This window comes from Ruegeria sp. AP7, from assembly GCF_056539905.1.
The window spans coordinates 1-12,676 of sequence record NZ_JBQFVT010000017.1 but is presented as its reverse complement, the minus strand read 5'-3'; the positions used below and the strand labels follow the sequence as shown (position 1 = coordinate 12,676).

At 47.2% G+C, this 12,676-nt stretch carries 10 protein-coding genes and 1 pseudogene; 3 read left to right on the top strand and 8 right to left on the bottom strand.

Features of this window, described 5'->3' with window-relative positions; genetic code table 11:
- Positions 1–8 precede the first annotated feature (8 nt).
- The gene (locus ACR0KN_RS20460; RefSeq protein ID WP_480656130.1) at positions 9–1,481 is read left to right on the top strand and encodes a UbiA family prenyltransferase; all 1,473 of its coding nucleotides are present in this window, start codon (positions 9–11) and stop codon (positions 1,479–1,481) included.
- A complete protein-coding gene (locus ACR0KN_RS20455) occupies positions 1,481–1,849 on the top strand; it encodes an EamA family transporter (RefSeq protein WP_480656128.1) in 369 nt (122 codons plus the stop codon). The genes ACR0KN_RS20460 and ACR0KN_RS20455 overlap by 1 nt, the downstream gene beginning before the upstream one ends.
- Positions 1,850–1,921: 72 nt before the next feature.
- Here the strand turns inward: ACR0KN_RS20455 and ACR0KN_RS20450 are convergent, their stop codons facing one another.
- The 8 genes and pseudogenes from ACR0KN_RS20450 to ACR0KN_RS20415 form a co-directional block, all read right to left on the bottom strand.
- Positions 1,922–2,692, bottom strand: a complete 771-nt coding sequence (locus tag ACR0KN_RS20450; RefSeq protein ID WP_480656228.1) for a sulfotransferase family 2 domain-containing protein — start codon at positions 2,690–2,692, stop codon at positions 1,922–1,924.
- A gap of 177 nt (positions 2,693–2,869) precedes the next feature.
- Positions 2,870–3,468: pseudogene (locus tag ACR0KN_RS20445) on the bottom strand (integrase core domain-containing protein); the annotation flags it as partial.
- A 510-nt stretch (positions 3,469–3,978) separates the two neighbouring features.
- Entirely contained in the window at positions 3,979–6,087 is a 2,109-nt protein-coding gene (locus ACR0KN_RS20440) for an NAD-dependent epimerase/dehydratase family protein (protein ID WP_480656126.1), read from the bottom strand.
- A gap of 18 nt (positions 6,088–6,105) precedes the next feature.
- The gene (locus tag ACR0KN_RS20435; protein WP_480656226.1) at positions 6,106–7,098 is read right to left on the bottom strand and encodes a glycosyltransferase family 2 protein; all 993 of its coding nucleotides are present in this window, start codon (positions 7,096–7,098) and stop codon (positions 6,106–6,108) included.
- The gene (locus ACR0KN_RS20430) at positions 7,098–8,081 is read right to left on the bottom strand and encodes a glycosyltransferase family 2 protein (RefSeq protein WP_480656124.1); all 984 of its coding nucleotides are present in this window, start codon (positions 8,079–8,081) and stop codon (positions 7,098–7,100) included. The genes ACR0KN_RS20435 and ACR0KN_RS20430 overlap by 1 nt, the downstream gene beginning before the upstream one ends.
- Positions 8,082–8,216: 135 nt before the next feature.
- Positions 8,217–9,449 (bottom strand): glycosyltransferase, encoded by a 1,233-nt coding sequence (locus tag ACR0KN_RS20425; protein ID WP_480656122.1) that lies wholly within the window; start codon positions 9,447–9,449, stop codon positions 8,217–8,219.
- A complete protein-coding gene (locus ACR0KN_RS20420; protein WP_480656120.1) occupies positions 9,446–10,426 on the bottom strand; it encodes an NAD-dependent epimerase/dehydratase family protein in 981 nt (326 codons plus the stop codon). The genes ACR0KN_RS20425 and ACR0KN_RS20420 overlap by 4 nt, the downstream gene beginning before the upstream one ends.
- Positions 10,414–11,535 (bottom strand): Gfo/Idh/MocA family protein, encoded by a 1,122-nt coding sequence (locus ACR0KN_RS20415; RefSeq protein ID WP_480656119.1) that lies wholly within the window; start codon positions 11,533–11,535, stop codon positions 10,414–10,416. The genes ACR0KN_RS20420 and ACR0KN_RS20415 overlap by 13 nt, the downstream gene beginning before the upstream one ends.
- Before the next feature lie 768 nt (positions 11,536–12,303).
- Here ACR0KN_RS20415 and ACR0KN_RS20410 point away from each other — a divergent pair.
- On the top strand, positions 12,304–12,676 hold a 373-nt coding region (locus ACR0KN_RS20410), incomplete at its 3' end, for a PA14 domain-containing protein (RefSeq protein ID WP_480656118.1).

Genomic DNA, 12,676 nt, shown 5'->3' with positions numbered 1-12,676 from the left:
ATGGAAACTTGACACCTGGCCTAGAATTTCACGAGAAACACCGCACTACACCTATGTTCGTCGATCTGGACGAAACATTGGTTCGTACCGACATCGCACAGGAACTTCTGATACGCGGGTTTCGTAAAGCCAGTTGCTGGGAGACTTTGATCGCCCCCCTTCTGGGGGGAGATCGGGCGTTACTTAAACGCAGGCTCGCAGAAACTGTCGATATGCAAGCAGCGCTGCTGCCGTACAACCAGACCGTTGTCGAATATCTGAAATTGGCACGAGCAGCAGGTCGCAGCGTAGTTTTGGCGACTGCTGCAGATTCTGTGACGGCGCGCCAGGTTGCAGATCATCTAGGGCTGTTTGATGACGTCATCGCGTCTGAGCCCGGCCATAACATGAAAGGGAATATTAAGTTATCGGCCATCCAAGAATATGCTGCTGGTCGAGATTTTGAATATCTAGGTGATTCAAAGGCCGACCTGCCCATTTGGCAAGCCGCCACTCTGAGAGGGTATGTAAACCCTCCTCAACAAGCCAAGACTCTAATTGATGGGAATCGGCCGTCTGTCTCAATACTGATTGATGACAAAGGGCCTATGTTTAACCCACTGATGCGCGCTATGCGCCCACATCAGTGGAGCAAGAATGTCCTTTTGTTTTTGCCGATAGTTTTTTCGCATACTTACACCGAATTCTCAAATATACTGCTGACAATACTGGCGTTTCTATCTTTCTCCGCCTGTGCCTCTGCCGTATACTTATTCAATGATCTGTTGGACGTTGAGGCGGATCGTATTCACCCCACCAAGCGTTATCGGCCTTTCGCCAACGGCGATCTAACACCAGCTACCGGTGTTATGGCCGGCTGTGTTTTGTTCTTACTGTCAATAACCGTCGGTTTTTTTGCAGTTGGTCCGTTGTTTGGTCTCGTCTTGCTCGCCTACATCTTCATGACAAAATGCTACTCAATTTGGCTCAAAAAATATTCGACGATCGATGTTGTGGCCCTGGCGATGCTTTACACGGTCAGAATTCTTGCAGGGGCTGCGGCAATCCTTGTTCCTGTAAGTCCCTGGCTTCTGACCTTTTCGCTGTTTTTCTTTCTGAGCTTAGCTTACATGAAACGTTTCATCGAGCTAAGCAGGGCGGAAAACGCACGGCCCCTTGCTCAGCGAAACTACAGCACATCTGATTTGGTCATGGTGCAAATATTCGGGATAGCCAATGGTGCCGTGTCGCTGCTGACACTTGCGGAATACTTTAATAGCCCAGTAGTCGTGGAGCGTTACCAGACGCCAGAGATACTCTGGCTCATTATTCCATTGATGATGCTGTGGGTCTATCGTGCTTGGATGTGGGCCAGCCGCGGACATATCGAAGATGACCCTGTCGTTTTTGCATTACGCGACCGCTCGAGCCAATTCACGGTCTTGCTTGCCTTCGCGATTGTTTTGTCAGCGCGCCTAGTAAACACGGACTGGATGTTTTAATGAGCATAATGAGTTTTTTGATTGTTTTCGCTAGCGTGACCCTTTCAGCGTTGGCGCAGACAGCTTTCAAAATCGGTGTCGGGCGTATTCAATTCCAAGCTGAGGAAACAGTTTTCAGCAAAGCAATTACAATGCTTATCTCACCCTATGTTGTTGGTGGCTTGGCGCTCTATGGCATAGGCACAGTTCTGTGGCTTTTTGCGTTGCGGCAACTGGATTTGTCTCTTGTTTACCCGTTTGTTGCAATGAGTTTTGTAATGGTTTTGTTGTCCGGGGTGATATTTCTTGGCGAACCGGTGACCATTGGGCGTTTCATCGGAGTTGGCTTAATCGTTGCCGGACTGATCATCATATCCCAGACTACTTAACCAGTGAAGGGTGAGGTTATTTTCTTGCGCATGGGGATCATGAAATATGCACCGGACTTATTTTAATCAAATTTATCCCGATTCATATAGCTCGAAATCAGCTTTATAAAAATCATTAACGAACTCCACGCAATCGAATGAATTAATGACAGCATTTGCGAAATCATCAGAAGACCTTGCGAACATACGTTTAGCCACATCTTTGAGCGGACGGTAAAACGTGAATGGAACTCGCGTGCGAAGCCAATCGTTGATAGACAAAACGGGTTCCTTAGCGAATTTGTACCTAAAGTTTATCTTTTGGTTTGCCCTATACTTGTGATCATAGAGCTGGCCAGTGATTGGGGCTATAGTTTCAAACATGCCCTTCACATTCTCAATACGGAAGACATTTTTTACGATTTTTTCTTCTTCAAAATAGACAAAATCTCTTTGCCGCAAGAAGTGACTGAATTCCAATGTTGGGTTGGATGGGTTATTGGTCAAAAAATCGATTATGGTCGCAACTTCGCGCTGGATTTCATTCGTAGACAAACTGAAAGGATCGGTCCCGCGGAATTGTTTCAATCTTTGGCTAACCGCGGAAGGGAACCTATCCCAAGGATTTCGCACCAACGTAAATGCTTCACTATCTTTCAAAGAGCAAAAATCCTCGGGGTAAAGCTCCTTAAGCAACCAAAGCGGCAAATGAGCTGTATGCAAATTCCCAAAGTCGGCGTTTGTTATTATCCGCTGAAACCGACCTTCGGTTTGATCAATTGGGGCCAGCTGGTCTTTGACCATCGAACCAGCGCACTTGGGTATATGCACATATGCAAATTTCTTATCGTAGTTTAATATCATGTGAAAAACATTCGAAGAAACCCTTTCGATCACCTCGATAAAGCATCCCTTCTAAAATGCCAAAGTATTTCGAGGCCCTAATTCGATTGCGAAGCATCAGAGGATTAGTAGGCTTAGTACTTTTCGGATTAGTGTATTGATAAGGCGTGACCTGCCTCCCCGCGGCCACCTCATCCATAACGAGAGTCTGCGGGTCTGGATTTCGTATTCTTCGGTTTTGGGTTGGGCAAGCGCACCCGGGGCGGAGCCTCAAGTTGCCCAAGCGTCAGGTGCTCGTGTGGGTGTTTAGATTCCTAAAGATTAGTGTAGCCTGATGTTGTTATAGCTATATTGCCAGAGCGCCAGTTTTCGCGGTGCGTCAGAACGCCTCCTTGTTCAAGCATGCATTCCACGGGCTTCCATTGAATGACTCGATACAGACGTTCTACTGCGGCTTACCAAGATCGATGTAGCACCAATCAGCATTGTTTTCGTTGACCTATTTTGAGGATCGTCGGGCTCATGAATTGAACCCCGTTGTTGCTGACAATACTGAACGGCTTTCCATCGAACCAAACTAACGCATCCAACTCGCGGGCGACGCCCGCGCCACTGATGGATGTATCTGCAATCAGGCATAGATTCCCTCGGCAGCAATCCTCATTCACCACCGAGATGTGGCAAGGTCGGGACGCGCCGAACGTGTCGGAAAAGAAGATTCGAAACCAACTTTTACCAAGCTGCAGAGTCTCTGGCATGGGTGTCCGCGATCCTCGTGCCCATTGCTCACGCCGCCGAATGATGACAAACAAATGTATAGCAAACTCGATTTACGAGTGGCCCTGAAAAAAGGGGCAGGTCAGTCTGTCTCCTTCGTTGGAGAACAGGCCAACCTCAAAGCGAGGACTTTTCAGGCAAGCATTTAACCCACTATCGATGGTGGACACTTAGCTAACGCAAACGGTACGCGTTAGACCCGGTTCAACGGACGGTCATACAACTGCTATTTCTGCGGTAGGTTGAGTTTAATTCAACGCTTAATGAAGGTTGGTACGAGGAAATACAGCCTGTTGTAAATACATCTTGTAAGTGTCTACTGCAACTATCCACTCTCACGTTCTGAGATAATCGGTGTGCATTTGTGCGTCACTTCAATAAGGTATGTTGCTCATCAAAAAATATCCCACGACATTATGGAACAAATGGAACACTGAGACCAGTTTGGCTTTATTTTGTTCAGTAACGGAGGCACCATTAGCGATCTGCAGAGAATATAGACGCATTCAAGCGCATAACTAACCTACCCCTCAAAATCCGAAAAGAAAAGCTTCATCAATGGCTTGCTTTAAGAAATCCTCACGTGACACTTCTGGCTGCCAATTCAATACACGTTTTGCATAACTATTATCAAAACTCGATAAATGTGCCCGCGATTTCCAATCGTTATAAGATGTTAGTGGCGAATGGGACCTGCGTAAAAAATATCGCTTGAGAAAATGCTTAATGGTGGCAGCGCAATGCAGCATGTAAAGGTTGCTACTCTTAACCTGTATTTGCACGCCAAGTCTCTCATGGATGGCATGAAAGTAGTCGCGACCTGACAACATGGGCTCGCCAACCAAGTTAAACGACTGACCAATGGCAGTATCAGTTTCAATTATCTGAACGAGACCGTCGGCAACATCCTCAACCAAGACAAACGGCAGAATGTTGCGTCCACGACCCCAAATACGAACAGCACCCGATCCATGCCAGCGGCCAATTCCCCAATGCTGTAGCGGTCCAGTTTTACCAACTACGATTCCAGGCCGAGCTATAGTCAATGGAAGCTTTTTCTCTTTTTGCATGATTAACAATCTACGCTCACATTCCGCCTTCGAGCGTGCGTATAAATTGCGGTCACTCAAATCTTCCGCAAACGGAGTGTCTTCGCTGATGATCAAATCCGATTTCGACATGTCGTAGGACGCAATCGTACCTGTATAGACAAAATTTCTAACTCTAGCGCGTAGGGCGGCTTCCGCAATCGACACGGTCACCTCTACATCATTTTCAAGGCAGCCTTCCCACGTGTCTTCCAGTGCTTTGCCTAAATGGAAAACCGCATCTATGCCTTTCATAGCGCGGTCAAGTTCCTCTCTGTTTTTTAATGAAGCTGCCATCAATTCAACTTGATCTGCTAGATCGTCAAATGGCCCAGAGCGTCCGCGGCTAAGGACACGGACGTCGTGGCCGCGTGCCACTAACTTTCGTGTTAGAATACGCCCGATAAACCCTGTGCCCCCAATTACCAGAATGTTAGGTTTTGGTGCGCGGATTTGTGGCGGTAAACTAGCTGCTTCCTCAGGCGGTAAAAGAGTAACTGTATCATCGATAGCTTGCATAACCGATGTTGCAGCCTCGCCAGAAAAGCGCACATCAATATCAGTACAATTTCGGATAGCTTCATAGAAGCTGCCTATTGCACCCTGAAAACTCAGGTCGTAAGGAGATTTTCGGTTAAGCGATAGCACCTGAGTAGCGGCATTCTCTAAACCTTCGCGAATATGTTGCCAAGCTAAAGTGCTCTGCGTGCGCAAGGCATTGAGGATTATATCAGAGCTATTTTCATGGTGGACAATCAGTCGGTCTGCAGCGAAGTCAAAATGCGCTAACCCGCTAGAGCCTTGTACAGAAACAGAACGATCTTCGACTGTTTCCGCAAGAGACAAGCTAATATTGACATCAACATCGCCGGCGCACGCTGTAATACGCCAACTTTGAGGGCATGTGTGGCCACAGCCTGGTATTTCAATCAACTTTCCAATGCTGACATGCTCAATACTCAGCGGTGCTACAAAAAGATCATTTGCAAAACCAAAGAGGTGTGGACCAAACTCAAAGAGCAGGTTTTCCCGTTTTTGCATTAACCAAGATCCGAAGGGGCCAGATCGTAATGGAGCCAACGGCAGATGCCAATGTATATCTGCACTGGATACTCGTCCCAAAGCCCCTGACCGACACAAGGAATGCAATTTCCGGTATTTGTCGCTTCCCATAAAATTATGGCCAGCCGCAAAAACTCTATTGTGCGCCTGTGCGGACAACACCATCTTTTTGGTTTCATCTACCGATAAGGCGACAGGCTTTTCCACATAACAGTGCAAACCTCCCTCAAAGGCCTGTATAGCAAGCGTACTGTGAAGTGGCGGAGGAGCAAGAATGTGAACCGCATCACATGTTTTGGACGCAATGAGGTTCGAAAAATCCGTAAAAACCTGCGCACCAATAGGCTGTGCTAAGGCGTTGGCAGCGGCTTCAGAAACATCACAGACAGCCGTTAGGGACACCCCTTTTGTCTCTTGAATTGCTCTAATGTGCCGGGGGGCAATATTACCAGCCCCAAGTAGAGCTGTTCGGATGGGATCACTTTGCATATGCCGTATCCATAGAAGTTATTTGTATTCTATCAGTGTTATTTTGCGGCCCCATGATCTCCGCCAGAAGTAAGTGCTCATGCCGATTGTGTTCGGAAACTTTGACAACATCAAAAAAACACCATGATGAAGAGCTGTTTTTGTATCCAGAGCGCTTTGCTTTAAACCTAAGACTGTGCGCCCGTAGGAAAGTAGGTAGAGGCTCAAAAATAGAAAGATGGCCGCCGGATGAACAACTAAGGCGATTAACGAGAACAAAGGAAGAAGAGCGCCAAATACAATGACCCGTAGACGCTCTCGACGAAAATATTCCGGGTGCAACTGGCCAACCTGCGCAAAACCATGGCCGCTTCGAACGGCCCGCCGCCACCATTCTCCAAAGCTCGTCATAGAAGCGTCATGCTTAGTCATAGGCAGCGGCAATCTATAAATACGCCAACCCGCTTTGCGAACACGCAAGCAAAACTCATCATCTTCTGCGGCGATGACACTTGAGTTAAAGCCACCGATGCCCCGAAAAGTACTAGTACGCACCATCATGTCACCGCCACAGGCCTCAATTTCACCCGCGGGGCGTCGCCATTCAAAATCGCAAAGCGCATTGTAGACGCTCTTGTTCGGGTATATTTCAGATCTCCAACCCGTAACGACCCCAAGTTCCGGATCTTGATCAAAAGCTTCAAGTGCACGGGAAAGCCAGCCTGCTTCCAATATGCAATCGCCATCAATAAACTGAAGATAACCCGGTGCAAGTCCAGCCGCCAATAATGCTTCTACACCGGTGTTTCGCGCACGCGCTGCCGTAAACGGGCACGATAAGTCTAATTCTGCAACCATGACCCCATGGTTTCGAGCTTGGCTAACACTGTCATCTGTAGAGCCAGAATCTACGTACACTATTGAGAGGTCCTGCATCGAAAGCGACTTCAAACACCGGATTAGCCTCTGTCCTTCGTTGCGCCCGATAACAACTACAGCGCAGCGGGCAGAAAGACTTTTTTGGGATCGCATCATTTATACTCAAATAACCTAGCCGGTTTATGCACTAGTGCGCGCAAATAGTACTCAATCACTCCTAGCATTTCAGGGAATTTTCCCAATAGGGAAAAAAACGAAATTTCCAGCCTATTCTTGCGCCGCCCTGAACATCGGCGAAAAAATCTCACAATTTGCAAAGGGTAACTCAACATTAAAACAATAAACCAAGAACTATAAAAGTAAGAACCCATTAGGGTGATAATCGGAACGCCCATTCCCCACAAGAGAATGCGGAAGAGGGATTTGTGCATATCATATCCATCTTCTGCACCGCGCAATCCGATAGCTTCAGAGATAAAATACCCATTACGTCTTCTGCGCTTCCACCACTGGGAAAACCGTATCATAGCGGCATCATGCAGGACCATGTCTTGGTCCAACTTCCAGATAGACAAGCCATTTCGGCGCAATCTGGCACATAAATCCGGCTCTTCTCCGGCAACCAGATCTGGATTGAAACCACTAACAGAATGGAACGCTGCGGCACGGATCATCATATTGCCACCGCATGAATATACTTCACCAATAGGAGTTTTCCATTCCCAGTCGCACAAGCGATTGTAGACACTCACGTGGGGGTTTCGCTCTTTAATATGCCCGGTTACAATGGCTACCATAGGATGGGTTTCCAGAAACTCCAATCCTGCACAAAGCCAGCCAGGTTGAACCATACAGTCTCCGTCAACAAACTGTATAAAGCCACCACCCCAATTCATTTCATCTAGCAATTGCACGCCGGCATTACGCGCACGTGCTGCGGTAAATGGGCGTGACATATCCAACTCATGCACAATCGCACCATATGTTTGCGCTCTATAAACGCTCCCATCCGTGGAACCGGAATCTACATAAATTATTGGCGATCTCTGAGTGGAAAGCGCCTCCAAGCAGCATACCAGCCGCTCCCCTTCATTTCGACCAATAATGATAGTGGCAAGATTCAAGAAATGAGTCATGTGTTGAGTAGTCTACCTGACAGCGAACATATATTTATTCCAATGCAATACTGCCATTCTTATGATGACGTCACTAGACGAAGCCACCCTCAAAACCTCCAATTAAATTATTTATGGCGAACTCACTGACAATGACTAACATCCGGCTGTATTATGGAAATCCGACAAAATGTTCTGGAGTTTTTTTGCCTCTTTTGCAGCATCGAAATCCTGCCGTATTTTTTTCTTCCCAACCAGCCCCATACTCTCGCTTTTTTGGGGGTCCGAAAGCACCAAGTGCAACGCTTCTAGAAGCTCGTCGACATTACCTGGAGCAACAAGGTAGCCATTTTTTTGGTCTTCAACAAGTTCAGGCACACCAGCAATACGTGTCGTGACGACAGGCAACCCCGATGCCATCGCCTCCATCAACACAACAGGAATACCTTCGGCAAAGCTTGGCAACACCAACAGATCACTTCGCATCAACTCCTGTGCAACTTCATCCTGAGACTTATATCCAACAAAAGTGACGTTTGGTGTCAGACCTCGCTTTTCAGCTAGATCTTCCAATGCTTGACGCTCAGGACCATCGCCAATCAGGGTCAGATGAAGTGTTGGAAACTGCGTGACAAGCTGAGCGAGGGCCTCGATAAGAATTGGAACACCCTTAACTGCAGCAAGCCGCCCAACGAAAAGCAGCTTGTTTCCGAAACGTACAGAAGGTGCGCCTTGATATCGACTAGGATCAACCCCGCAATGGACAATATACAGCTTATTCCAGTGCCCGATTGAAGAGAACGCCATGGCCTGCGACCGGCAGAAATTGCTGATGCACAAGACAAAGGCGGCCTCGGAGATTTTCAAATCCAAACGCCAATAGTGCGGCACAAAGAAAATATCAGGGCCATGAAGTGTAAAACTGAAAGGGATGCCTGATAGACGGCTAGCGAGCATTGCGACAGTAGCACTAGCCATAGCGATATGATTGTGTAAATGACGAATACCCTGTTTTTGCATATGATGGGCCAGGACACCCGCTTCCGCAAAATATATGAGTTGGTAAAAAAGTGCTTTTGTTCCTGGCGGCCGCGCTTTGAAGGCCAATTTAAGAGCAGAAAAGTACCTGCGGGGGCCACTGCTTAAAAAGTGCAGATGACTACAAACAAGATGGTAAGGTTTTTTTGCAACCGGAAGCACATAGAATGTCTCATGTGCTCCTGTTTTTTGTTCCTGCCCAACAAGATGTTCCGGACTAGTTTTTCGTATGGAGCATGTTTTGACGATCACACCCAATCGGCGCAAAGCAGCAACTTCACGCTGTATGAATGTATCGGTCGCCCGGGGATATTCTCCGGTCAGATAGGCAATAGGCCCTAAAAAGGTCATGATACTGCTCCCCTTGCAGAGCGCTCTAAAGCCTCGTGAACGGTGATACGTGGGCGCCAGTTGATTTTTTGACGCAGCACTCCATTTGAGTATTTTACTGGCTTAAAACGGGCTTCCAGTACTGGCTTCCTCAGCAAGCCGGGCAAACGACGGACCGGAATCCAACAAGCCAATATAGAGGCAATACTGAATATGGCTGAATAGGGAGTAGAAAAAATAAATTTTGGCCAACCTATAGTCTGCAACCATCGGGAAAACTCACGACGCGATGGTAAATTGTCTTCGATAACATTCAAAGGGCCCACTGCTGTTTTTTGAAGGGTGATTTTAGTAATAATCTGAGCAAGGTGTTCTACATAACATAATGGGATTTCACCTTTTGATCCGATGCGCAACAATGTCGAACCAACCCCGACCCCGAGATGCCCGTTCCATAGATGCCCTGGACCAAAAACCGCACCTGGCCGCAATATAGAGAGAATGAATCCACGCCGAGTGGCGGCGGCTTGAGCAATACGCTCCTGTTGTAACTTCGCACGACAGTATGCATCACGCAAATTCGGCTTGGTTTCTAATTCTGTTGTTTCATCAAGGCAACCAAAGGTTCCCAATCCGCAGAGCCCATAGACTGATAAGGAACTCAGCAATATCAGATGACATTTGGGCGCAATGACTTCGACGAGTTCTGACGTCCCCAAAATTGTATCGCGCGCATGATCTTCGTCATCCCCCGACATGGAAGCCGCTGCATGAAGCACAGCATCACATCCGCTACATATCGTCATTAGCTGAGAGGAATCACGGGCTAAATCCGCTATCACTATCTCGATTTTAGGATCATCCCACCAATACTTTGGAATAGAGTCTTTTTTACGTACAAGCGCAACGACCAAAAGTTCGTGTGACCGTAGGTCCGCTATGATATGTTGACCTATGAAACCACTCGCACCAGTTACAAGCACCCTCATTCCGGCCATGGTAACAACTCCATCGGCGCACAACTTGTTTCCATAACTTGAATGCCATTTATGGCATTCGCATTTTGAATAGCTAAAGTTACCTCGTTCACATGCAGAGTGAAATCTGCCGATATACGGCAGGGGCGATTTTCTCTTAGAGCAGAGAGCATCTCTACAGGTCCTAAGGCAAAGTTAATTGTAGCAGCCCCAGTTCGTGCAACTTTAGGAGCAGTGGAAAGCTCCGGGCGCACTCGTTTCCCAAGAGGATGCTCAAAAAGTTTTCGACGGATACTTAATCGTTTGTGAAATTTAACCGATGCTTCAGTATCCCAAGCATTCTTAACTCTCAAAACGCCCTTGTCTCCGATGATCTGGAGCGTGTGATTATGTGGGGCAACAATAGAGCATGTCAGCCGCACCACCTCACCAGATTCAAAGAAAAGAACAGCCACAGAGAAATCTGGAGCGCTACCCTGGGGCAAAACATCTCTCATAGTATTTGCGCATGCCGCCATCACAGTCCTGACAGACCCAAAACAAGCAATCAACCAACTCAGATAATAACCCGCATGTTCAATAGTACACCCAACGCGAAACTCGTCATCAGCGGGCCAAGGTGCTCCAGATTCACTTACCCAGCTCTGATATGGTGCTTGTGCAATAAACCCATCATCAAGCTCTGCATATGCGAGCCGCACCTGTCCCACAACATCTTGACGCACTGCTTGCAATAGAGTTTGGCCCGCTTTCGCTAGAATGGTGGAAGGAGCTGCTGCCAGAAGCAAATTATGCTCCATCGCTATATCGTTAAGCACACGCGCATGAGCCATCTGCATTGCCAACGGTTTTTCCGAATAGACATGGCAACCAGCTTCGAGTGCACGTTTACTGACATCAAAATGTGCGTCAGGATTCGTCAGATTTAGAACAAGACTGCCTGATGGTATCGCACCCAAAAACTCATCCATAGAGTCAGCAATTGGTACATTCCAGTGCTCTGAAAACGCAACTGCACGTGCCCTGTTTCTGTCATACGCAAGAGCAATAGTTACATCAGGAAATACGGCAAACGACTTCATATAGAGATCTGCAACGAAGCCGCAACCAGCGATAAATACGGGTGTCATAAGAACCAAACCATTCCAGTCACCAACAACAACATAATCCCAGCGTCACATTCACCATCAGGATATCTACGGCAGAATGTATTGGGCGGTGACTTCTTCCTTAAAGCTCATGCGTCCACAAGTATTCATAACAAAAGTTTTAAGACTTTCCTCCACAATCTTCGTATACGCCTCAGGCCAATCGAAGATGTTGCGGATGAAAAGCACCAAACATCAAACATAACAACAGTAAGAGAGCGGATATGGGGATGTAATACTTAAAATCGAAGACTTTAAAAGGCTTTTTTGAGATGTATCATTATTATTCTGAAACACCTTTGGCTCCCACTTCTATTAGTCGAATCCTTGAGAAACGTATCGCGAGAGGCTAAGCGCCATTGCCCCACAAATCGGCGATGTTATGCCTTTGCACCTTCTAAGTCGCTTAAATCCGCCGGTCTTTAGTGAAATACGGCACTTTAAATTGCGGAAAGGTGAAAATTGGGACATCAACCTTAAGAGAAAAAGGGCCACTCACCAAAAATTCTTCCGGAGCCAATAGAATGCAGGCAAAACACTACAAAACCCTCAAGAAGTTAGTTTTTCTTCTAAGACACAACCTTCTGAAGACTCCTAGACCCGCCCCAAACGCTGCTAGGCATGTGTCCGCTCAAACACGTTTTTGACACCTTTTCGCCATTGGCTCGGCACCAATTGGAAACAATAAACGTCAAAACCACTAATTACACGGGACTAGTCTTCATGGGTCTTCTTGCTTCCTATTTTACCTTGACAAACTGGGTAGACGGTCTTTCGGAGATCGATTTTGATGCAGCACCCACAGCAACAGGGACGGTTGATCAGATTTACTCACGGGGGAGAGAAGCCTTCTGGGAGGGCGGGCCTCAGGATATGTTTGCAGCTCGTTATAACGGGTATGTCAACATCCAGAAGGCCGGTACTTATACGTTCTATCTAACTTCTGACGATGGCTCCGCACTCTATATCGACGGCAAACCTGTCATTGATAACGATGGTTTGCATGCAGCGGTAGAGCAATCCGTAACACTTGAGTTAGGCGCCGGAGCTCATGAGATCGAGCTGCTATACTATGAATGGGGTGGCGGTCAGGTTTTGGAGCTGGAATGGGAAGGCCCTGATA